Source organism: Acinetobacter sp. ANC 4779, assembly GCF_004331055.1.
Lineage (GTDB): Bacteria > Pseudomonadota > Gammaproteobacteria > Pseudomonadales > Moraxellaceae > Acinetobacter.
Genome location: NZ_SJNU01000004.1, coordinates 32,705 through 54,200 on the forward strand (window position 1 = coordinate 32,705; position 21,496 = coordinate 54,200).

Annotated in this window: 25 protein-coding genes; all 25 read right to left on the reverse strand. The window is 41.9% G+C overall.

The genetic code is table 11. The features are described from left to right. Positions 1-2 precede the first annotated feature (2 nt). Positions 3-2,834, reverse strand: coding sequence for a host specificity factor TipJ family phage tail protein (locus tag E0H80_RS06165; RefSeq protein ID WP_131364117.1), 2,832 nt, complete (start codon positions 2,832-2,834; stop codon positions 3-5). After that, a complete protein-coding gene (locus E0H80_RS06170) occupies positions 2,831-3,151 on the reverse strand; it encodes a hypothetical protein (RefSeq protein ID WP_131364119.1) in 321 nt (106 codons plus the stop codon). Before E0H80_RS06170 ends, E0H80_RS06165 begins: the two co-directional genes overlap by 4 nt. Further along, the gene (locus E0H80_RS06175) at positions 3,145-3,636 is read right to left on the reverse strand and encodes a DUF1833 family protein (RefSeq protein ID WP_131364120.1); all 492 of its coding nucleotides are present in this window, start codon (positions 3,634-3,636) and stop codon (positions 3,145-3,147) included. The genes E0H80_RS06170 and E0H80_RS06175 overlap by 7 nt, the downstream gene beginning before the upstream one ends. Beyond that, the gene (locus tag E0H80_RS06180; protein ID WP_131364122.1) at positions 3,629-4,105 is read right to left on the reverse strand and encodes a hypothetical protein; all 477 of its coding nucleotides are present in this window, start codon (positions 4,103-4,105) and stop codon (positions 3,629-3,631) included. Before E0H80_RS06180 ends, E0H80_RS06175 begins: the two co-directional genes overlap by 8 nt. A 9-nt stretch (positions 4,106-4,114) precedes the next feature. Further along, positions 4,115-8,068, reverse strand: coding sequence for a tape measure protein (locus E0H80_RS06185; protein WP_131364124.1), 3,954 nt, complete (start codon positions 8,066-8,068; stop codon positions 4,115-4,117). 98 nt (positions 8,069-8,166) lie between these two features. Next, on the reverse strand, positions 8,167-8,688 hold the full coding sequence (locus E0H80_RS06190) for a DUF4468 domain-containing protein (protein WP_131364126.1): 522 nt from the start codon (positions 8,686-8,688) through the stop codon (positions 8,167-8,169). A 216-nt stretch (positions 8,689-8,904) separates the two neighbouring features. Continuing rightward, entirely contained in the window at positions 8,905-9,474 is a 570-nt protein-coding gene (locus E0H80_RS06195; RefSeq protein ID WP_131364128.1) for a hypothetical protein, read from the reverse strand. Positions 9,475-9,790: 316 nt separating this feature from the next. Beyond that, positions 9,791-10,276, reverse strand: coding sequence for a hypothetical protein (locus E0H80_RS06205; RefSeq protein ID WP_131364131.1), 486 nt, complete (start codon positions 10,274-10,276; stop codon positions 9,791-9,793). Between the two features lie 42 nt (positions 10,277-10,318). After that, the gene (locus E0H80_RS06210; RefSeq protein WP_131364133.1) at positions 10,319-11,242 is read right to left on the reverse strand and encodes a phage tail tube protein; all 924 of its coding nucleotides are present in this window, start codon (positions 11,240-11,242) and stop codon (positions 10,319-10,321) included. A gap of 89 nt (positions 11,243-11,331) precedes the next feature. Next, entirely contained in the window at positions 11,332-11,562 is a 231-nt protein-coding gene (locus tag E0H80_RS06215) for a hypothetical protein (RefSeq protein ID WP_131364135.1), read from the reverse strand. Position 11,563: 1 nt separating this feature from the next. Then, the gene (locus E0H80_RS06220) at positions 11,564-11,998 is read right to left on the reverse strand and encodes a phage tail terminator-like protein (protein WP_228259958.1); all 435 of its coding nucleotides are present in this window, start codon (positions 11,996-11,998) and stop codon (positions 11,564-11,566) included. Further along, on the reverse strand, positions 11,995-12,210 hold the full coding sequence (locus tag E0H80_RS06225) for a hypothetical protein (RefSeq protein WP_131364137.1): 216 nt from the start codon (positions 12,208-12,210) through the stop codon (positions 11,995-11,997). The genes E0H80_RS06220 and E0H80_RS06225 overlap by 4 nt, the downstream gene beginning before the upstream one ends. Then, the gene (locus E0H80_RS06230) at positions 12,207-12,581 is read right to left on the reverse strand and encodes a hypothetical protein (RefSeq protein WP_131364139.1); all 375 of its coding nucleotides are present in this window, start codon (positions 12,579-12,581) and stop codon (positions 12,207-12,209) included. The genes E0H80_RS06225 and E0H80_RS06230 overlap by 4 nt, the downstream gene beginning before the upstream one ends. Positions 12,582-12,583: 2 nt before the next feature. Next, positions 12,584-12,841 (reverse strand): hypothetical protein, encoded by a 258-nt coding sequence (locus tag E0H80_RS06235; RefSeq protein WP_131364142.1) that lies wholly within the window; start codon positions 12,839-12,841, stop codon positions 12,584-12,586. Between the two features lie 313 nt (positions 12,842-13,154). Continuing rightward, complete coding sequence (locus E0H80_RS06240; RefSeq protein ID WP_416224575.1) at positions 13,155-13,529, reverse strand: glutamate 5-kinase; 375 nt, start codon at positions 13,527-13,529, stop codon at positions 13,155-13,157. Next, complete coding sequence (locus tag E0H80_RS06245; protein WP_131364144.1) at positions 13,516-13,902, reverse strand: hypothetical protein; 387 nt, start codon at positions 13,900-13,902, stop codon at positions 13,516-13,518. The genes E0H80_RS06240 and E0H80_RS06245 overlap by 14 nt, the downstream gene beginning before the upstream one ends. Further along, positions 13,899-14,273: a hypothetical protein gene (locus tag E0H80_RS06250; protein ID WP_131364146.1), complete on the reverse strand. Its 375-nt coding sequence runs from the start codon at positions 14,271-14,273 to the stop codon at positions 13,899-13,901. Before E0H80_RS06250 ends, E0H80_RS06245 begins: the two co-directional genes overlap by 4 nt. Before the next feature lie 3 nt (positions 14,274-14,276). Next, positions 14,277-14,795 carry a hypothetical protein gene (locus E0H80_RS16705; RefSeq protein WP_213073398.1) on the reverse strand — a complete coding sequence of 173 codons (519 nt, stop codon included), beginning with the start codon at positions 14,793-14,795 and terminating at the stop codon, positions 14,277-14,279. Between the two features lie 48 nt (positions 14,796-14,843). Then, entirely contained in the window at positions 14,844-15,800 is a 957-nt protein-coding gene (locus E0H80_RS06260) for a major capsid protein (protein WP_131364148.1), read from the reverse strand. 20 nt (positions 15,801-15,820) lie between these two features. Then, positions 15,821-16,573 carry a DUF6651 domain-containing protein gene (locus E0H80_RS06265; RefSeq protein ID WP_131364150.1) on the reverse strand — a complete coding sequence of 251 codons (753 nt, stop codon included), beginning with the start codon at positions 16,571-16,573 and terminating at the stop codon, positions 15,821-15,823. A gap of 108 nt (positions 16,574-16,681) precedes the next feature. Next, positions 16,682-16,957 (reverse strand): hypothetical protein, encoded by a 276-nt coding sequence (locus E0H80_RS06270; protein WP_131364152.1) that lies wholly within the window; start codon positions 16,955-16,957, stop codon positions 16,682-16,684. 145 nt (positions 16,958-17,102) lie between these two features. Next, positions 17,103-18,224 (reverse strand): minor capsid protein, encoded by a 1,122-nt coding sequence (locus E0H80_RS06275; protein ID WP_131364154.1) that lies wholly within the window; start codon positions 18,222-18,224, stop codon positions 17,103-17,105. Further along, on the reverse strand, positions 18,224-19,633 hold the full coding sequence (locus E0H80_RS06280; RefSeq protein ID WP_131364156.1) for a DUF4055 domain-containing protein: 1,410 nt from the start codon (positions 19,631-19,633) through the stop codon (positions 18,224-18,226). Before E0H80_RS06280 ends, E0H80_RS06275 begins: the two co-directional genes overlap by 1 nt. Further along, positions 19,630-20,952: a terminase gene (locus E0H80_RS06285; protein ID WP_131364158.1), complete on the reverse strand. Its 1,323-nt coding sequence runs from the start codon at positions 20,950-20,952 to the stop codon at positions 19,630-19,632. Before E0H80_RS06285 ends, E0H80_RS06280 begins: the two co-directional genes overlap by 4 nt. Then, positions 20,936-21,460: a DUF2280 domain-containing protein gene (locus E0H80_RS06290; protein ID WP_131364160.1), complete on the reverse strand. Its 525-nt coding sequence runs from the start codon at positions 21,458-21,460 to the stop codon at positions 20,936-20,938. Before E0H80_RS06290 ends, E0H80_RS06285 begins: the two co-directional genes overlap by 17 nt. Between the last annotated feature and the right edge of the window lie 36 nt (positions 21,461-21,496).

Genomic DNA, 21,496 nt, shown 5'->3' on the forward strand with positions numbered 1-21,496 from the left:
GTTTAGAAAAATGCATGATCTTTCTCGTAGTAGCGCGAATCGTAATTCACACAGGTTAATGAGTTGGTCATTTTCGACTGTGGTGTCATTTCAGTAAGTACAAACATAGACTTACTTGCCTCGCCTGCTCGAACGATTTGATAAGTCGTTTTTACATAGCGATCATTTTCAACCACAAGCGGCAGCAATGGTGCCCGATTCAAAATGATCTGATTGGATTCAGTTCCTTTTTGACACCCAATCAAATCCACAGTTCCATCCGGCATTTGCAGATAGATGCTATCCCCGGCAAGTATTTCCACACTTTGAGACAAATCCAAAGTTAGGCCATTCACCGTTTCGACCTCCCCATCTTGGGTTTTAACCTTTACATTGTCTGCAATAAGAATAGGATCGTTTCGGGCAAGTAAATTAGACTCATCGAGCGCATCAAACTTGCATGATACACGTTGATAAAACAGTTTGTTCCATTCACGCCATGCACGTGTCTTGGCCTGCTCTTCGGTTCTAATGCCCGACGACTTGATAGACATTGGATTTTTTGCAGAACCGTCGGGTGGGATTAAATAGGTTACCCGGGCATCATCATCTGGACTTGTATATTCAAACTCAATGCCGTCATAGTCTTTATTAATCCCAAAACTATACGTTCGCTTTTCACTCTTGGGAACCTTATTCCTGTGATTAAAAAGCAGTACCGGCGTGTTTTTAGGTTGCTCAAAATGGAGTCTTAACTTGCTACCAAAACGAGTCGGCTCACTAAAGCAAGCACTCGCGATCATGCCGGCTATTTCTTCAAATGCGAGATTTTCATCATCAATGGTATAAGAAAATTCTGCTGCTTTTGGGTTGTTAAAGTAATGAATCACCTCCTGTTCTTCAGCGAGAATCTGAGCAACATCTACTTCGCTTAATTTTCTTCGCCCATTTTTGGAATCCAGTGCAAGATAAATAAATGCCTGAGCTGCAGAACGTGTCGGTGTTAAAGCACCAGTACCATTCACTGGTAACTTGCGTGTAACCAGCATATTTAACTTACGCTCTTTCAGCGACAAAGCCCCATCCGTACCGAGTGTTCTTGACCGAACTACAGTCACATCTCCATAGTTCAAAATTTTGCTTCTTGATGCAGCGTAAACATCACGAATCTTAGTCAAGTCTTGAGTCTTGTCGTTTTTCGTGGGAGTGGTTCTGGCAATACGGAACCTCACCTTTCCTGTATGCGCTAGTGCGATACGCCGGGTGGTACCAAAAGCAGATTTTGATGCGGCCGAAATACTAAAATACTGCTGATAAATGTTGCCGGCTGGTTGCCCGGTCTCACTGATATATTGATATTCAATCAGCGCAGTCATCTGGTCACTCCAGACCCCACCTTTTGAATCCTGATAAAACAAGCCGTTCTGAAAGAAAAAATTAAAGATCAGTTCCTCTGTATTTTCCAGATCCAGGTTATACCAACCCACCCAGCTATTATTTAATTTATCTAACCGCACCACCAAAGGCTGACTTTGGGTATTTTGATCGGGTGTGAAATTTACTTTTACCCAGTCGCTATTCAGTAAATCTGGATTGCTTAATTTAATTTCGTTTACCGATACAGCTTCAATAATATAGGTGCCGTTTAAATTAATTGACCCGCTATTGTCCGTTAATCGAATATTTGTGCCGACTGTATAATCTTGAGTGACGTATTGCCAGTTTGGGTTTATCGCTTGAGCATTACGCAGTGAAATCAGATAACTAAACCCACCCGGAATAGCGGTCTTGCTGGCATGGGTAACTTTGTATCGTCCTGATAAGTCATAATAGTTTTCAACGTAAGCCGATTCAGTTTCAGGCGGAACAGGCGAAACCTCTGTTGTGACTTTAATCAAAGCACCAGATAAAATAACTTCATGAAAATTACTCACACCCGAGATATCGACCGCTGAATTGATGATTAACTGATTTTCAGTGGTCAGTATGGTATTGCCGGCCAATACAGCATCATCAATGAGAAATTCTGCCCCATAAATACCAATCGAATCATTCTGATCAAAAAGCTCATCAAAATTAATGTAGGGCGAATTGGTTTTAATTAAATTGGGGAACTGGAAATATATTTCTGCAGATTCAACCTTCTGATCATTCGGCACATTCAAGGTCTGGCCATTAATTGATTTTGATTTAAGCGTCAACAAGGGCGGTTCTGTAAAACCATCTCCGATCTGGAATATTGGCGCTCCAGTGATACTTGTATGTGGATCATAGGCAGAAACAGCAATACCACTGATATCATTGGCATTGGTTTGATCTTCTTTGCAGTCGTGGATCTGGTAATAGCCACGGCCTATGACCATGACACACTCTTCAATTTCCTGATTCAGCTCATTAAAGAATGTTGCCGGTGGTGCAATCAGGTCAGGGACTGCTCGTAATTTTCCAAGAATTTCAGGAACACGACCATTCAAGCGTGCCTGGTTTTGACGTGAAGCTAAATCATTATTGGATGACTGCGGTGCTGAAACTTGCGGTTTCGGCATGGTCATGTAGGTGTAAATACTAAATGCCGCCGATATGGCCACCACGGCCCAGATAAGAATATCATCCCACCCCATTACAGCCCCATAAACCACTACATAGAATTCACCTTCCAGACTCTGCAAATGTCGGATTGATCGCTCGTCAATTGGGGTTACATCATTCTTTTGTGCAACAGCACCATGATAGATGCGTGCATTATCAGGAAATGCCGTGAATTGCTCAGACAGATAAGCGCAAATATCCTCTACATCTTCAACGGTCCAAGTTTCTTTATTAAAAGGATCACGACGTATATGCACTCGTTTCATTTATAAAAGCTCACTGTCTTAAAGCCAAGCATGATGTAATCAAGCGGTATGTGCTGAACCCCTCTGGGCGAAAGATGCAAAATCTTTCCTTCATAAAAAAGCCCAACATGTGTTGAGCTTTTCGGGTTTCTTGAGAAGAATGCTATGCAGGGGGATATAGGCACATCCAACCCCTCAAAACTCCCGGCATCATTCAAATAATCATTCAAACGCTCAGTCAGATTTTCACCGGTAATTCTTTCCCATGCCTCACAGGCAAATTCATTGCATGTGTAATCCTGCGTATATTCACGATCAAAAAGGTCATTTATCACAATGTGCCTCGCAGTAATGGGAAGCGATCCAGAGTATAGGTATCGCCAGTTTTTACAGAATTCAGCTCAGGTGCTTTCGCTTCAAATGTGATATATCCGCTTGCATCCTTACTCATTGATGTAATTTCCAGCGTTTGAATGATGACCATGGGTTCGGTTAAATCGTCATCACGGTATGAGCGATATTTGAAAGTGGGCCGCTCGGTTGTGGTAATGCTTTGCAGGGCTTTTGTGAATGTGTCATCCATATCTGCAAAGGTAATATTCATTGCCTGATCAATATCATTGGTCACGTTCGATCTTTGAATTTCAAGCAGCTGATAGTCATAGACATAATCCAGACCATCTTCATGCCTGACTGTGATGCCGGAAGTGTCGTTTCGCACATACCGGAAAGGTTCGGCAAAACTGGAATGACTGATCTCGATGCACTCAAGATTAATCAAGCCACCTTTTGCATTGAGAAAAAAAGAGGTGTAGTTAGACATTTACACCCCCTAACGCATTAGGCATATCTTCATTCACCAGTTCTTCAAGTGGCTCAAATATATCAGTGCTCTCTCCAGTCGCCACCAATGCATCATCATAAGCATCATCAGCGATCAGCGCTTTGACTTCCAGCTGTGCAGAGACTCGATAGACAGGCCCATCTTTTGAATTGAGCTGAATGGCACCTTTAAAGGAACATTCATAATCCTTTAGCTCATCATCAATAATCAATTTGGCTAAAAAAGGCTGAGATGGATTTCGCATCCAAACCCGGTAAAAAGCAGTTAAGTATTGATACCCTTTCAGCTTGACCACCCAGCTCACATTCACCAAATGTGATTTCCGTCGAATATCCCGACGATAACGTCCAATGCCACCGTCAAGTTCCTGATTAAGAACATCACTACCAAAATTAACTGTGTAGCCAGATTGCTGGACACAATATGCAAGCCTGTTTAGTTCTGGCATATCGCCCCCTTACCTTCTTTGTGCCACATTGAAGTTTTGCTTCATGGTTTTGCTGGCCTGACTGTTTGGATTGCTTAACTGCCCAACCAGATGATCTTCTGAAATCTTACGAATACGCACATCAAGACTTCCATCGCCATTCATGGATACGTCCGCTGTTTCGCCTGGTAGTGTGTGAATATTGATAACAGGCTGAACTACCGCAGCCTTTTCACCCATACTTTTACCCGAGTTAATCGCATCAAGCGTACCAACACCCACTCGTTTAGTCGCAGCGGCATTCAATACATACTCTTGACCGTGGACTACGCCTGCAACATCTGATGTTCCGTAGTTGCCTGTGTAGCCGCCAGATTTGTAGCCTGCTATAGTTTGCCCTGCAATCAAACCGACCGATGCATATCCGGTAGCGCGAATTACTCCGGCCAAAAGCGACCCATAAATACCACCCTGAGCAAGTGCTTTTGTTGCACCCTCTTCGGTATTTACAATTGCTTGTGCTACAGATGCAGCTCTCCCAGCCAAAAACATTGTTTTGTATAAAGCATTTGACTCACCTACAGACTCTCTCAACATGCCAGCCATTTGGTCAAAAACTTGAGCCGTCATTCCAGCAATTTGAGAATATATCTGCAGCTGGTTCTCATAGTCTGCCTGTCTTGCATCCACCAGTCGAACATCATGTTCTGAATGTAATTGCTCCTTTGCTGCTATGTAATCCTGCTCGATACGCAGCAATTCAGCCGCATTCTCTTTAGCCGCTACTTGTGCTGCGAGATAGCGATTTTGCATAGCCAGCAACTCTTTGCCTGTTTCCTCTTGCAGCAATTGAGTGTTGGATTTACCAATACCCGACTCGATTAATGGAGTGCCAGTAGGTGCTAAATTACCGCGTATGAATGCGGTAGTTTTTGCCTGCATTGCAATCCTGCGCTCCTCAATATCAACAATCTTCGACAACTCCAGCATCTCAATACGATATCGCTCTCTTACGGCTTGAGCTTCTGTCATCAAGGCTTGTTTATATTGAAAAATACGAGTTTCTTTCGCAAGAATTAGCATGGCTTGCTCTTGCTTCAGCTGCTCATCAAGCAAAGCAACTGCTTTATCACGCTGATCTTTTGTTAATTCAATATCGCGCGCTGCATAGAATTTTCTTTCATTAAAACTTTCTTCCAGTAATTGGGATTCCGTCTTTTTGAAAGCTTCGTAATCATCCAGCTTGGTTTTTAAAGCATAGTTGGCAATCGCAATATCGTTGGCAGCACGCGCTTGGTATTCAGCCTTAAGAGTTTTGGCTTTTTCAGGTGAGAAGCCGGCTTTATCAATCTCCTCAAGTTTGTCTTTAAGATTTTCGCGGATTTTGGTTACTTCATTTGCAACGTCAAGCTCTAAAGACTTTCTTAACTTAGCTTGTTCTTCCGAGAGTTTTGCGGCATCTTCCAATATTTTTTCAAAATCTTTAGATGAGATATCTCCCGCAGAATACCCATTAGCCCCTGCTGAATAACCCTTAAATTTTTGCCAGTAATCATTATTGTACTTGCCAATATTTTTACCTTTTTGAACATTTCCTTCGCCTGCATGGTATGCACGCACAGCCTTCTCTAAATCCCCCTTAAAGAGCTTCAAAAGATACGACATATACTTTGCAGCACCCTCAGCAGACTGCGCCATATCTGTACGGTCTTTCACGCCATATTGATCTGCTGTGCCTTTTAAAAACTGAAAACCACCAGTAGCGCCTGACTGCTTGTTTACCTGATTGGTTTTGCCGCTATTCCCTGTTTCAATCGCATGGAGGGCTGACAACATTCCGTTTGGCAAATTGTATTTCGATTCAAGACCGCCGAAATTATATTTAGCTGCATTTGCTTGGACCTTGGCGCTTGCCTGGAGAATTTTTTGCTGCTTGGTTATTTCATTGGTATTTTCTTTTTGCGCCTTATTGCGAGCATCAATTACATCCTTATTTTTTTGCTCAATATCGACAACTTTTAAAGTTGCTTGATACATCTCATTGGTGATTTGTATGCCTTCTTTCTTAGCATAGTTAGCCGCATCAACCATGGCTTTTACTTGCGATTCTGAATAACCCTTCGCAAGTAAGCCTTTAGTCACATATGCTTCATATTCACGATCATAAAGAGAATCTTTAAAGCCTTGCTGTGCGCGAGCGGCTTTTTGTGCGGCAGTTTCGTTTGCATTCAGCTCTTTGGTGTTGCCTGCAATTTTGAGTGATGCATTTTGAGATTCATTACCTGCAAGTTTCACCTCAATACCAAATGCCTTAAAAGCAACTTTTGAGGTATTGGCTTTAGCGGCACTTGCATCATATTCTTTGGCCTGCTTCTTAAGCATGTCATACAGGTCAGTAGGGATATCCATTTCATTCAGGCGTTTGATTGCCTCATCATAGCTAATCACACCGCGACGCGCATCTTCAGTTACTTTTCTGGCCTTTTCGTTTTCTACCGATGCAGCACGAATCGCAAACAGGACAGCATCTACAGCTTCTTTAGATTTACCCAACTGGATGTTTTGAGCAGCAAAAGCCGCTGTTAAGTCTTCAACTGCGGATTTTTTATCATTACCAGTGAGTTTTTTTAACTCCTCATTGGTTTTTTCAGCAATCTTACCCTGTTCTTCAAGTTTTTCATTAGCTTCATCTGTACGCGAACTCATGTACATGTAACCAGCAGCCAATGCGGTCACCCCAAGAGTGATTGCACCAATAGGACCACCAATTAAACCAAGTAGCATTGCGCCACGTGATCGAGCTTTATTGTTAATTTCCTGAGCTACGGTATCGGCTGCTGTTGCGGCAGTATGTGCCGCTGTAGCCTGAGTTGCCTTTGCTTCAAGTGGAATAACAGTTGACTGAACATAAGCAAGACGCTGCATACCAGTCATGCGTGCAGCCGTTGCTTTTGCATCTGCAAGCTGCATTGTGGTGAATTGTGCGAGTGACGCAGTTCTTCTTACCTCTGCTGCAGTGAGCTGGGTTTGTGATACCAGTTCTGCGCGATCTGCAATTTGCTGTTGAGCACTTAAAACCATGTTTGCTTTGACTGCGGCACCCTTGGTCAATAAAGCTGAGGTTACATAACCTATTCCTAAAGCTGCGCCTGTATTTGCGACTAAATCAAGATTATCAGCTAGGGTACTTAATCCACCTGCCAGCATACCGGTAGCACTTGTGGCTTCATTTGCTTTTCCTAGATAAACAGTGACTTCATTGGATAACTTGGTGAAACCATCCGCTAAACTATTTTCCATATTATTTGCGAGCTTTTCATTTTGCTCACGAGTGGCGATCAAGGTTTTAATTAAATCCTCAAGTGACACCTTTCCTTCAGCACCTAATTTACGAATTTGAGCTTCGGTTTTACCGGTGGTTTTCGCCATATCAGCAATAACATTGTCGGCACCGGTGACAATGGAGATCCATGCATCACCATCAACTTTGCCTTTGGCCATAGATTTGCTTAGCGCATCCATTGCGGATTGTGCTTGGTCTACGCGTGTTGCATTGTGGGTAAAGCTAAAAGAAAGTGAATCAGTTAAATCCAAAGTATCTTTTGTAGATTTACCAAGCGACTTCATGCCACCAGCCATACTCAAATAAACCTCTTGAGCCTCACCAAGTGCTCGATATGTTGTGTTGGCGGTATTAAGTAGACGATCTTGCACCAGTGTGTATTCTTCGGCGCTCTGTGTAGCATTACGAATACGAGCGGCCATCTGCGTATAGCCATCAGCCATGGCAATAGCTTTATTAATGGTTAGGATGCCGCCCATATACCCAACAAGACTTTTAATGGAAGAACTCATTGCGGTCATTTGTGACTCTGCCTGACCACCTTTGGTTGTTAGGTTCGCCAATTCATCCGCAACCGCACGTGTATTGCGTTCAGCATTTTTAGAGTCAATAACGATGACCAAACGAGATTCTTGAGTCATTTCACTTTCCTGCGGGCAATAAAAAAGCCCGCAATATGCGAGCTATGAATTTTGGGTATTAAAAAACCCGCCGGAGCGGGTTTATTTGCACATGTGTGTTACCAATTACTATTAACTGTTTGCTGAGTTCTAATTTTCTCAGCCATTTCATCGGAGAACTTGTTTAAATTACTAATAATTAAAGGTGTTGATTTTCTGCTTTCAATAATTGGATAGTTTTGCGCAGGCATTCTCATACCAGAACTCATGTACGATGGGGCGCTATAAGTTAGATTGTTGTACCCAACTCGCATTCTTCCATCTTTGGTGTCAACTCTGACGGTAAAATCAATCCTTTCGTTACCTGTCATTGCCAAGCACTCCATCCCACTACAAGGGTAGCGCATGTTTCCTTTGCCAATAATTGTGCCTGTGGATTTATCTTCGTACTGAATTACCGCGTTAGCAGACTGAAATGCCACAGCAAACCATTGTCTTGCTCCATCGTAAACCTGAGCCTGTTTCAAGCCATCTAGCTGATAGATTTTTTCGAATTTTGCCGGCTCTACTGGTTGTTTTGGTGTTGTTGCACACCCCACTAAACCAAAACCCAAAACCCCAGCAATCAATAAATTTTTCATGCAAATACCCTTCTTATAAGTATTCACAAGATACTAATTATCCAGATAAAAAGAAACCGCCACTTGGGCGGTTCTTGATTATTTAGTTAAAGAGTAAAAACAAATCTTTATAAATTAAATTCTAAAATGTCGGTCTGTCAAAATGCCAAAATGAGGTTTCATTTCTCTAATACGAGATACTAAAAAAGCATCCTAATGTGCTTTTCTAAGTCAATACTATTTTCTCTGCTCTAATAGTGATTGATGTGTGATTTTCCATGGTTTAAAGCTTTCACGCTCAAGAGTATATTTAAATTTGTTTGCGGGAAAGTTGCCCCCACCATCAACACCACCATATTTATCATCAGCATAATCCCAACTAATCACCTCAAAGAGATCTTTGTTTATCTTCTTTATCGATTCAATGTAACCATAATTTATACCAATATCTTCACCAAATGCATAATCATCTTGAATTGTGTATGGCTTCCAGTCACCCCCATATCTAGCCACCTCTGTAACAAAGCTAGACATAGTTCCTGAACCACCTGCACAACCCTTGTCCCCACCCCACAGAACATAAAAAACATACGTTTTATTTTCTTTATTATACTCCACCGTGTGAACATCATTTGGTGTAGTTGGTCTTCCATTTTCGGGATTTTTTTCAAATGAATTCATACAGGATGTAAGCTTTGTATAATCCTTCATCATTTGAAATACTTGCTGTCTATCATTGGTATCGGTCGAGGCGATTCCTTTTGTTGTGATAAAGCAAACTAAAGCTAAAATTATTACCTTCTTCATCCCAAACCCCTCATTAAGTCCTAATAAAATAACAAATAAAAAGAGGTTCGTCTTGCTTATCGCTTACTCATCCTTTTGTGACTCTCATCAATAAAAAGATTATCCAGAGCAAATATGCAATCAATAAAAATATGAAGCTCGCACGGCAACTCATAAAGCTCCAAATAGGATTTAATATCCTCGGCACCTAAAGCCAAGGGTGTGTGTTCATATCTACGTGACCGGGCAATGGTGTTATAGGCCTCAATCAAAGCATTTGCAGTGAATGAATATTTAGGCGGATCAGGCAATTTAATACCCAATACCTCGCGCTGCTTTATTTCGTGTTCGCTGAGTCCTGCGTATCGGCTGAGGTATCTGTGGAGTTCTCGGACTTTCCCAATACTTCATCTCGATACTTATCGGCTTCAGTCTGGATCTGTTCAGCTTTAACGCGAACAAAGGCGAAAATTACCGGACCAATATCACCCATTTCAAGAAGCTTGCAGGCATTTTCAGGTGTGCAAGGTTGCTCTGCTTCTTCTTCATTAATACGGAATGCGATTCCCTTCCAGTCTTCAATTAGGTGACATGCAGCCGCTTGAAACAACAACTCATGGAAAGTCTTATCCTGTGATGAAGCCTGAGATACATCAAAGCCTTTTGAACTTACCTGATTGTTAGCACGTTCAATTGCCACTTGATAAGCTTTGTAAGCAATACCGCGAATCTTGAATTCTGCCAAAACTTTACCATCGGCATCTTTGTAATCACACCACTGGCTCACTTCTTTATTTTTGACAATGTTTACAACTAAAGCCATTTTCATTCATCCAAAAGAAAACCGCCCGAAGGCGGCTAGATATTAAGGTGCAATAATGCGCGTGATGGTTGGTGATACATTGATATGGTTAAAGCTCACATCAAGCATAATGGTGTCTTCGCCACCACCGTCGGGGTGATTGGCTTCCGACACTTCCAGTTCTGGGAACTCGAACGCATAACCATTACCACCATCTTCCTCTTCAATTGAAAAGTTTATTGGCATGGTGTCTCGCGATTTCACAAAGTCGATATAACTAGCCGCCTGAGTTGAGAAAATGAACTGGCTGCTTAGTGTAATATCCACCATCTTCTCTAAGTACGTTTGGGCTGAGAGTTTCTTGTTTCCAATACAGCGGATCGCCTCCAAGTTGTTGGAGATATTCAATTCAAGTGACTGCATGCAAGCAGTACCTACAATACCCTCACCATTCACAGTCAAATCACCAACATTCAAGGCAGATGCTAAAACTGCTTTAGGCACCGGAGCTGGATTTACTACTGGATTGATGGTAGTGCGCTCAAATGCGGTACCCACCAGACCGAAACTTGCTGTAATTTTACCAGTGGTCGCAATCGACATTGAGGCTTCACCAATGCGTACACCACGGTAAATAAAGACCTGACCAATATCTGAGTGAAACTTAGCGAAGGTAAAGGTTTTACGAACATCACCACCGAACTGAAGAACATCACCTGCCCATTCATTCATGGCTACTGCTGACCAGAAGTCATCAAACAGGCCGATGGACAATTCAACTTCAAGCGAACCAGTAATCTCTGCTTCAGTTGCCATACCACCTTGACGGAAACGTGTATCTGAAACACTGGCTGAGGCTTCTGTGGTTACTGATTCCGATAAGCCATCTGTGACTCGACGAACTGTTTTCCAGACTGGTACTGCAGGCAATACTTCCGGGGTTTGCTCCACTGCATAGTAGAGGCGAATTTTGGCACCACTCGACATGGCTTAATACTCCTAATTTTTAGGCATAAAAAAACCACCTTTCGGTGGCAGTAAAATTTAGATATTAAAAAACACCCGAAGGTGCGTATTCATTGAAAGCGGCATTTAAGAATCTTGTGCTTAATATCAACAAGAGTGATGCCTTTGTTTTCAAGAATTTGTCTGAATTCTTTTCTATCAACATGAAAGGCTTTAGTAATTTCTTCAGCTATAAGTGGAGAGTATTCAATCAAGGTATTATAGCTGTCAGAATCCATTACCTCTTTGCCTCGCAAATGCAGCTCAGCCGCTTCTATCAGCAACTCTTTATATTTATCCATATCAATTCACTCGGTAAGATACATTCACATTATACTGATAAAAGCTCATCGTTGAAGGGTCGCCGATCACTGACGAATGCCCAGCATCCAGAATATCAGCTTGCAGCATTTCCAGATTATCTACCTTATAGAACTGCATATGTTCAGCCCACTTATCAGCAAGTTTGGATAACTCTAATGTACCTGTATGCAATGGGGCAAATAATTGGATAAATACAATACCCGGTGTGCGCGTACATGGCCTATCACCAATACTGGCAATAAATGATCCTGCATTACTTACTGTGACTTTCGCCCATATCTGATTGGCTGGTGGCTCAAAAGGCTTGCCACCAATAAGAGGATTATTCGCTAATTGGATATTTGCTTTAGGCATTCCAGTGAACGCACCGACACGCGCAAGAATCGCTTGTAAGGCTTGAGTATTGGTCATCATCCGTCTTCACCTGCACTAAATACATATACCAATCTTGGCTTTAGATCATTATTAAACTTCATCCGGATAATTTGCTTAGGATTTAGATCATGCCAAAGCTGACCATGCTGTCTTTGTGGCCCATATTCACGATCAAGGTAATTTTGTGGATGGTGATAAATCATGGACTCAAGCCACCAATCAAATAGCCAGTCTTGCAGCGCTTTAATCATCTGTATTTCTCACAAACATATCGAAATGAAAGCGCGTAAACACCGTTTGGTGCCTGCTGACTGTGACCATTTTCTAAAGCCGGGCCATAAGGGCTTAATGTCTGGATATAAACAAGACCGCCTATTTTCGCTGTAGATGCAACTTTCAAACCTTCTGCTAGAGTAGCCCCGCCAGATAAGTCGAAGCCTTTCTCATAAGTATTCTGTGGTGTACCAAGCGTGACTTTATGGGATGCTCGAAATTCACCATCCATGACAGGTGATCGAATCACAACTTGCTGCAGTGTTTCGCCTACGATCTTTTTAAGGTGGTCATCTGCTGTTTTGAGCACTTCGATTGCAAAATTAGTCGGTTTGTTTTTCCATGACATGGTTATTCTCGATATTTAACAGTTACATCGCCAAATAAGATTTCATGTGCCAATTCACCACTAATCATAACCGGTCGACACTCAATATCAGTCTTGATTCGAATTAAGAACCCTTTCTCTAAATCTACATAAAAGGCATCTCGAATTTGCTCACCATTCAAAAACACTGATTCAATATCAGTAGCACGAACATCAACATGAAACGCCTGATCGGAATCAACTGCACGCTGAATTAGCTTTGAATCATCAATGTAAATCATAAATTTCACCCATTAAAAAACCCACCGAAGTGGGCTTTTTCTTAACTAAGTGCCTCTGTTAGAAAGGCTTGTAACTCTGCTTGAGTGTTAAATTCCACAGAAGTTGTGTCGTCTTTGTTGTAGTAAATTTTAAGGGTTGGATTTCTTAAATTTAAATTAGTTGCCGTCGATAAGTCTTCAATCAATCTAATTTTCTCTTTATTGAAATATAGATCGGCATTGTTATAAATACTTTTACACTTAACAAACATTTTAAATACCAGATAATTAAAATGCTATTTTTAACACAACTCTTTGAAAGATTGTATAAATACTAGAATGGCTTCCGCAACTGGCAAACCCAAATACTACCCGTTGGATCAGCACCAATATTCACCACCTTAAAGCCACCTTTACCAGTAGTCCAAACATCACCAATCTGCGGGATTCCTGTCACTTCATTCTGCAGCACAGTGGCCTTTGAATCCGTCACCTGATAATCAGTAGGCTTCACCATATCTTTCAGATACGAGCCAAACAGGACACCACGACCCTGATAAGCCTCAACCGTAATCACTGGATAGGTTTGAGTCACGAAATCAAATTCACCCGACTGGATTTCTTTAGAGCAAGTAAATGAATCGACAGCATCGGCTAGTTTTTTATCAAAGGCCTTGGCTACTTTAGATTGAATTTTACTTTTGATCATGACCCTTACTCTCTTCAAACATAGCAAATAAGTCCTGAGCAATCGACTGAATTGAATATGCTTCAAACTCTGTACTCGGACTACTTTCACCCATCCGCTGTTTGATTCTTTGCCACACATGTACCGCTTCATGTAGCAATAATCCATGGATCTCTACAAGGGTTCGCTCTGATGTATCACCAATCTGTACAATGGCATAAGCACTATCCTGATAAAAATCTACCTGAGCACCTGTGCCCATCGATAAAAACTCATCAGATTCATTCATGTTATCAAATAGCAAATCCATGTGAAGCTGATTTCGGGCCAAAGTGTATTTGACATGCTGGAACGGTGAAATGTACCACTCAGGCACATAGTTGGTATTGATCATGCCCGATACACCTTAAAAGCAAATCCGTGTGGTTTAAGTTTAAGTGAATCAATCAGAGCTTTAGCAATCTGTTCAAATTCTGAAATAGCCGTACTGCCTTCAGAGAATGTCTCGGTTACAGTAACTGTATCCGCCTTAACGCTTTCACTGGTTGTTTGTCGCTCAACACCTGAATAAATAACCTTGGCTAAAATCCCTTTAATAATCTCACATGCTGCTTCTTTCAAAAGCGGGTCAACTGGATCAGGAATAAAACCAACTTCATTCTTCGTCCAAGTGTTTGCAAGTAAAATGAGGCGAGCTTTATCACCAGCTGGTGCAAAGTCTGCCCCTAAAATTTGCTCAGCCTGTTCTTGAGTAATAAAGCTCATGGGTTATTCCTTTGGTGGTTCAGCGGTTTTGGCTTCTTCAGCAGCCTTGGCGGCTTTTACTTCTGCAGCAGTAGGTTTTTTGGCTGCGGCTTTTAGCGCTTTGATTTCTTCATCAGCTGCTACCAAGGTTTTTTCACCAATGAGCACCTTGTCTTTCAGCTCAGCATTTTCATCCATTAACTTAATAGCAGCTTGACGCTCTTTATCCAGCTGCTCTTTCAGCTCAACATTTTCAGCAACAACTTTGGCACATTCAGCTTTTGCTTCATCGATAACCGCTTGAAGTTCTGGCGTGATACTCACCTGTACATTCGCGGTAACGATATTGGCTTTGGTGCGTTCAATCAGGTCAAGATAGGCTTGAGGAACATCACCAGCCACTTCTACGCATGCTTCTAGTGTGTCGGCTTCGTGATAGGCACTCGCTTTACGTAATGTATAGCCCTGACCTTGTAGATCCGCCACATTTTCAGGCGAAAAGTCATTCGTGAAATACAGTCGCTTATTTGATTCTTGTTTCATTTTTTATTCCTAATCAGATAAAGAAAAGCCCCTTTCGGGGCAATTCAATTAAGCAGATTTAATCAATACACCTGCAGTATCTTTCACACTTGAAGCGATTAGATCCCAGTTTGTTGGTGTGCCGATAGCAGCATCAGTTGGTGATTTACCACCGTTTGCTGTATCCCATGCATAACCTTTCACACCGACACCGAATGTCCATTCAGCTTGGTAGGTGTATTTGATGTTTTCACCACCAGTAGATGGCACCAGTTCAGCATTAAAGTCATTGTTGTCGTTTACGACCACAGCACCTTCAACCAGACCAAGCGTGTTATAGAATGCAGTACCTGCATTATCCCCAACCAGAGCAGGCGCATCAGTCACCACGAATACACGACCAAACGGATCACGGACCACGTTCACGCCATCATAGCGGAACAAGTTTTCAGAGTTACTTAATGCATTATCAAATAGATTATGCATTGTCGTTGAATGGAGAATCCAAGAACGAATCGCACCTGAACGGTCTCCAAGCTTAGCAGCACCCTTGTTCAGTAAGCGGAATGATGCAGCATCCGTACCGGCACCATGTACCGCATTTGCATTGCTAGAAATTGCAGATGACGCACCCAAAATACCTGCATTCAACATATCGGCTAAACGCGCTTTACCCAACTGTTCACCAATTGCCAAAGCAGCCAATTCAGGGTTTTGCAAGATCCAATTGTATTGCTGCTTTTCGTATTCAAGTGGCGGTGTACCTGCTGCAACTTTTACAGCCACATCAAGTAACTGTTCAAGGCGTTTTGCTGCAACTGTGCCCGAGCCATAAGCATTACGACGACGTACTAAACCTGCAATTGCTTTAAATGATGCTTCAATATTGAAGTCACCACCGAAAGGCTCATTAATCAACTGAATTGCACCTTGAGATGCTTCGTTGAATTTATCAATATCCTGTGCAACAGTTTCAGTCATTGCAGCATAGGTTTGCTTATTAAATACTTGTAAATCCCAAGGCATGAGCCTCTCCTTAAATTAAATTATGCTTGTTCGCCTACTTGCTTCATGTAGGCAATCTTTTCGTCTTTGGTTTTGCATTCAGACAGAGATTTAGGTCCTGTCTTGTTGCCGCCATTGTTTTGGAATCCACCACCCGAACCTTGACCGCCTTTTAGAATTGAATCCTTGTGTTGGTATCCACCAACCAGTGTTTCTAAAGCTTCATCGAAATCGGCAATTTCACCTGGGCGAGCACGTGAATAAATCTTTTGACCATCCGCACCAACTGCTACAACTTTTCCATCTTCAATTTGGAAGTTTTTCCCAAATGTGGCTTGGATCATGTCTACCGGTACTGCGATGTTGTCTTGAATAAACTTAGAACGAGCAAAGCCACCGCCAATCAGTTCGTTATGCAACTGAGATTGAAATGCATCACGTTCCTGAACAATCGGAGCGTATTTATCTTCAACAGCTTTAATTGCTTCAGCTTTTACTTTTTCGACCTCACCGGCATCCACCAATTTTTTATCGTCGAAGTTTTTCAAAGTTTCTAAGGCTTTTTTAGCTGCAGCTGGATCTTCAATACCTTCAAATGCTTTAAGCGAGGTTTCAGCAGTTTCATAGCGTTCACGATTGGTTTTTGCTTCACCATTTAAGCGGCTAATCGTTGCTACTGTCTGCGGTGCATCGTGGGCAACCTCTTTACCATCATCATGAATATACAAAGGCAATCCTTGTTCATTCACTTCCGCGTAAGTTTTGCCTTCGACAGTTACTGTTTTAAGTTTCATAAGTCATCCGACCCTATATTTAAGTGAGCATCCGCTCGTTACGCTGTCTGCATCCGCTTTCAGCAGGCAATAAAAAAGCACCCGGTTGGGTGCTTAAGTTGAATTTGGTTATTTGGCTTTAAATTTGTTGTGATCTGCTGTACATGCAGCAAACGCTGAAAACCATATTTTAAACCAGTGATTTGCAGTATTACGCATTACAATTGCATCAGCTCGACCATTATTGAATTTAGTTTTAATTTCGTATTCCATAGAAAATTGATTGAACTCAAGAACCTTGTGATGATCCTCGAGATTGGTTTTCTCGAGCCTTTCCAATACCTCACGCTCAAACAGCCATACAGTACGTTTCAATCCTGTTTCTTTTGGTTCTGGCTTAATCATATTGCTACAGCCTTTCTAATTGACCAACTAAGACCAATCCACATCATTTGCCTGCGCATTGCATTGGCTCGGAATGGAATCAAAACAAGATCCATACTTAAGATGTAGCGAATTTCATTAATATCCAAAACCGATGTAATTGATTTCATAACCCCACCGCCTCAAACGTCTTTTGGTCTAAAGCCTTAATCTCAGCTAATGTATAACCCCGTTTATTCAGTGGATCGGCAAACTTATCAATGCTGTACTCGCCTTTTTTATAAAGCTCATACTTCGATTTACCCAACCAAGTGCGCTGAAAGAACTCATCTGATTGGTCAAAGAATTCTTTAAAAGAGGTGTTCGCATCTAACTGTCCAATGAGATGCTTACGCTCCTCTTTGGGAATATCTTTAACCTTGCGCTCATCCATTACAAATGGTCGTTGACCTGCAATATTTCCATCCTTGTCACAACCAATATAAGTCGTACGGTTATTGGGATGCACTGGAAAGCGTGGTCTAGTCGGATCATCAATGTCATAAACACGGCCATCTATCGATCCACAATACTTGCAGGTGCGACCATCCAAAGTTGCGACGACTTTCACATACTCATATCCAAGAGCCTTATACACATCGATATAAGCAGCATTACCCACATGATTTCGAGCTGTTCTTACTTGGCGTTCAATGACATGCCGTTCTGACTGGAGCAAGCCATCTTTATAATCAAGCGACTTTCGCCCCTTAATTCGATTGATAATCTGCTGATTAGTTTGACCTTGTGAAAAGCCATCACGAATGACGTATTCCACTTTCTTACGCAAACTGGCAGCAATATCAGCAAAGAGATAATCAACGAGCTGCCCACCAGAGAACGGCACCTTTTTAGCTTTCTGATAAAGCTTTTCACCATTGATCTTTAGCGTTTCACCCATCAGGGCAACGGTATAGCCAGCCTCATAAACTGCCAATGCAACAGCAGACTGTTCAAATATCACAGGCAGTTCGGTATTTAATGAAGAAAACCACTCGTTTAAAGTGGCTTTGATTTCCTCAATATTCCGACTGGCTTTTGCTTTACTTGAAAAGTTAAGACCTTGTAGGGCTTTACGCTCTGATTCAGTTAAATCTTCGAACAGCTCGTTTAATTTAAGCAGCTGCTCATTGGACAGCTGATCAAAGACTTTGATTAGATCATTTACGTTCTGAGATGAGGCCCGGTACAGATAAACTTGATGTTGATTCAGCGCATCAAGTAAGGCTTTTTGCGCTGCAATGTTCATCAATCAACCCCATCATTTCGCTGTTCTATTTTCTTCTGAATTTCTTCCCATTTTTCCTCGGAGAAGATGCCAGTCTGCTCATACTGATACCAAACCACCCAAGGTAAATTACCGCCCACACATGCCTCATAAAGACGTTTGGCACGCTCCTCACTGAATTTAGGTTTGTTGAAATCTTGCGAAATAACGTAGTTCAATTCATCAGGGCTTAAATCATGATTTGGCAATGAAAATTTTGCACACCAGCGCAAAGCCATTTGAAAAGCTTCACTGATATTGGATACCGCAAGCGATAACACAGAATGTTGCACAGAGTCTTCATTGTCAGCCTGTGTAGCAGTCTTATTCGCAGATCCAACTTCGATTAACCGAGCACCCATTTCCTTCATCTGTGCCCATTTATCGGTCATCAGCGCTTTAGCGAGATTGTTTTGCTCAGCCTGAACAATCTCAATCTTGGTCGGGAATCCAGAACGCCCGCCAATAGCCAAGCCATCTTCTTTAATGATCTTGTATTGCTCGGTACTGATATCTGGCATTGAGATGATCGGTTGACCCACAATAAAACCTGATTCTTCAACATCGGCACTATTGCGATAATGTGCCAGATTTATTTCAGCAAGCTCCAATAAAGGTGCATTCCCTATCTCATCTGTATTATCTACAGCACCACAAAATGTGAATGGAATATAGGACCATGTTTTGCCGTGGTAATCGGTTGGAACGTATTTGATACCCTCAATCCATTCGCCTTTTTCATTCTGCGTGTAAATCTGAACTGTATACACGTGTCCAGCTTCACTCTCTTCAAGGCGTAATACCCGATACTGATCCTTGCTTTCACGACCAAAGCCGTCTTCCGATCGCGTGGCCACTGACTCGCGAATCTTTACGAACGAAGTCTTTTTCTGATTGCCGACAATAATATGGTCCCAGTCTTCAATCAATGCGGCTTTTAGGATATGAATCATTGGAAAGGCATTTTTCAGCTTATCTTCAGCACGATTTCGACTTGGCGCAACTTGAGGATAATCCACGTACACACCACAGCGATAATGCTTTGAAATAAGTCGAAGCACGTGCTGTGAAGCCTGATAAATACTTCGACCTGATCCATCCGCATTTCGATCCAGATATTCCAGATCATCTGGACGCTTGAAGTCGGGCAATTTATTAAATGCTGAACCAACATGGCTATTCAGAGTGCGACCAGTCACACCATAAAATACCGCACGATTTAAGTACTCTTTAAATCGCTCTTCATCACCATCCCCGAAAGTTACTGGAACAGGTAAATAGGTTTTTCCTTTTGCTTTTATGACTTCCTGACCTTCACAAACATCATCTACTTTTGTCCAAAGATTAATGTGCTTGAGATAATCAGCATGTTTTGAGGTTATGCCTTTCATCTTTTTCTTCCAAAAATAGGGATGTCGAGTCGGGTGACTTCGTGATTGATCGGGAATAAGTAAGCAATTGGATATGTGCCGGCATCATTCATATGGTCAAATCCTGACTTTTTGTCAGGTTGTCCATGGTCGTCATAAATCTGACGCTCTTGGCACTTCACAAAGTGTGGACATTTATTGCTGTTAATAAATAATCGTCGTTCACTCATCGTATTGCACAGCATCGAATTCATGGAGTTAATGCGATCTTTTACAGCCGGGTTGGTTGAGTTTGCATACACACTAAATCCAGCATCTCGAAGCATCGCAATATCAGTTTCACTGGCATTATTCGATTTACGGTTATCACCTGAAGCATCGGGATAAATACCCACTTCATAACCTGGATAACGCTCTTTAATCGCCTCAATCATTGCCGGTGTATCAAACAGATTTACAAACTCATCGACTGCATGCATAGCATCACCACGACGCACATAAACAACCGCTGCCATTTTGGTGACGTTAAAGTCCATGCCGATGTGCAGCACATCATTAGGCTGAACCGTTTCACTCGATCCACTCAGTACGCGATTAAAGCAGTAATAAATAACGCCCTGATAACTTTCAAAACTGGCTTCATATTCCTGACTAAATGTTTTCGGGTCCATCTTGCGCTTAGCAACAATGATTTCCGATTCTGGAATATTTCCGCCTTGTAGTGACGTATAGGAGAAGCTTCGACAATCAGACTCATGACCGGGTTGACCATCCATGAACGTGTCATAACAATGGTTAAAGCCTTTAGGTGTTCCAATCCTCAGTACATGACCACCAACACGCTGCACACCATTAATGATGTACTTGCAGGTTGAAAGCATTGGGCGCAGCACTTCTTCCCACGCTGCCCATTTACAGTCTGCCCATTCATCTATGATCAGGAAAAATAGACCAGATCCACGAAGGTCGTCATAGTTATCTAATCCAACCACACGCATGACATGACCACTTTTTAAAGTGATCGTGCATTCAGTCTCGTTTGGCTTTCCTGCACGCCATGAAGGAGGAATTGCCTGTTTTAATCTTTTCCAGAAAACACGTTTTGCTTGTTTAAAAGTAGGTGCCCCATACCAAATTTCATCTTCAACTGAAACATTCCACTTTGCAGCCAGTCTTGCAGCTCGACGCATCTCAGCCTTAGCTAAAAAGGTTTTACCAAAACGTCGACCACACACCGCATCACGGAAACGTGCTTCAGGCTGCCAGCCCCACAAATATATGTTTGCTTGTTTCGGTGTTAATTGAACCGCGCCATCAGGAGGATTAAAGAATTGGCTCATTTGGAATTTCCTCATCAGGTCTTAGGCTGATTTTGTAATCTTCCTCAGGAGGTCTTGTTTCTGGTGGATTTACTTCACGTTTGAGTTTTTCCAACTCCAAGCGCTTCATTTCAATTTCAATCTGTTCTTTTTCGGATAGCCCACTTGGGCCAGCACTACCCATTTGAATAAGTCCTTGGGCTTGCTTTAAGACCTTGGCTTTCATGACTTTATTTTTTGTGTAGTCACCATACATCTGTTGGAGTTCTTTAAAGTGAAAGGCCTTGTTTGCAATCGGAATATCTTCAACATTTTCTTTAAAGTCTTTTCGAGTGCGTTCAAAAAGATCTTTTAATTTTTTACTGAGATTCTTACCAGTAGACTTGGTTGGGTCATAGGCTGAAACCTGTTGGCGCTCAATTTCAATACCAAATTCTTGTTTTACAGCATCAGCTACCTGTTGAGGTGTATCAAAGCAAGCAAGAGACTGAACTATAAAGATTTTTATAGGCTCCCTTAGTGTTGCCATAATTACCTCTTTGTAAAACTACGTAAAACAAAATAG

Coding starts and splice junctions, on each gene's coding strand:
- E0H80_RS06165 (WP_131364117.1), bottom strand. CDS start 2,834: ATGAAACGAGTGCATATACGTCGTGATCCTTTTAATAAAGAAACTTGG.
- E0H80_RS06175 (WP_131364120.1), bottom strand. CDS start 3,636: ATGTCTAACTACACCTCTTTTTTTCTCAATGCAAAAGGTGGCTTGATT.
- E0H80_RS06180 (WP_131364122.1), bottom strand. CDS start 4,105: ATGCCAGAACTAAACAGGCTTGCATATTGTGTCCAGCAATCTGGCTAC.
- E0H80_RS06185 (WP_131364124.1), bottom strand. CDS start 8,068: ATGACTCAAGAATCTCGTTTGGTCATCGTTATTGACTCTAAAAATGCT.
- E0H80_RS06190 (WP_131364126.1), bottom strand. CDS start 8,688: ATGAAAAATTTATTGATTGCTGGGGTTTTGGGTTTTGGTTTAGTGGGG.
- E0H80_RS06195 (WP_131364128.1), bottom strand. CDS start 9,474: ATGAAGAAGGTAATAATTTTAGCTTTAGTTTGCTTTATCACAACAAAA.
- E0H80_RS06205 (WP_131364131.1), bottom strand. CDS start 10,276: ATGGCTTTAGTTGTAAACATTGTCAAAAATAAAGAAGTGAGCCAGTGG.
- E0H80_RS06210 (WP_131364133.1), bottom strand. CDS start 11,242: ATGTCGAGTGGTGCCAAAATTCGCCTCTACTATGCAGTGGAGCAAACC.
- E0H80_RS06215 (WP_131364135.1), bottom strand. CDS start 11,562: ATGGATAAATATAAAGAGTTGCTGATAGAAGCGGCTGAGCTGCATTTG.
- E0H80_RS06220 (WP_228259958.1), bottom strand. CDS start 11,998: ATGATGACCAATACTCAAGCCTTACAAGCGATTCTTGCGCGTGTCGGT.
- E0H80_RS06225 (WP_131364137.1), bottom strand. CDS start 12,210: ATGATTAAAGCGCTGCAAGACTGGCTATTTGATTGGTGGCTTGAGTCC.
- E0H80_RS06230 (WP_131364139.1), bottom strand. CDS start 12,581: ATGTCATGGAAAAACAAACCGACTAATTTTGCAATCGAAGTGCTCAAA.
- E0H80_RS06235 (WP_131364142.1), bottom strand. CDS start 12,841: ATGATTTACATTGATGATTCAAAGCTAATTCAGCGTGCAGTTGATTCC.
- E0H80_RS06240 (WP_416224575.1), bottom strand. CDS start 13,529: ATGATCAAAAGTAAAATTCAATCTAAAGTAGCCAAGGCCTTTGATAAA.
- E0H80_RS06245 (WP_131364144.1), bottom strand. CDS start 13,902: ATGATCAATACCAACTATGTGCCTGAGTGGTACATTTCACCGTTCCAG.
- E0H80_RS06250 (WP_131364146.1), bottom strand. CDS start 14,273: ATGAGCTTTATTACTCAAGAACAGGCTGAGCAAATTTTAGGGGCAGAC.
- E0H80_RS16705 (WP_213073398.1), bottom strand. CDS start 14,795: ATGAAACAAGAATCAAATAAGCGACTGTATTTCACGAATGACTTTTCG.
- E0H80_RS06260 (WP_131364148.1), bottom strand. CDS start 15,800: ATGCCTTGGGATTTACAAGTATTTAATAAGCAAACCTATGCTGCAATG.
- E0H80_RS06265 (WP_131364150.1), bottom strand. CDS start 16,573: ATGAAACTTAAAACAGTAACTGTCGAAGGCAAAACTTACGCGGAAGTG.
- E0H80_RS06270 (WP_131364152.1), bottom strand. CDS start 16,957: ATGATTAAGCCAGAACCAAAAGAAACAGGATTGAAACGTACTGTATGG.
- E0H80_RS06275 (WP_131364154.1), bottom strand. CDS start 18,224: ATGAACATTGCAGCGCAAAAAGCCTTACTTGATGCGCTGAATCAACAT.
- E0H80_RS06280 (WP_131364156.1), bottom strand. CDS start 19,633: ATGAAAGGCATAACCTCAAAACATGCTGATTATCTCAAGCACATTAAT.
- E0H80_RS06285 (WP_131364158.1), bottom strand. CDS start 20,952: ATGAGCCAATTCTTTAATCCTCCTGATGGCGCGGTTCAATTAACACCG.
- E0H80_RS06290 (WP_131364160.1), bottom strand. CDS start 21,460: ATGGCAACACTAAGGGAGCCTATAAAAATCTTTATAGTTCAGTCTCTT.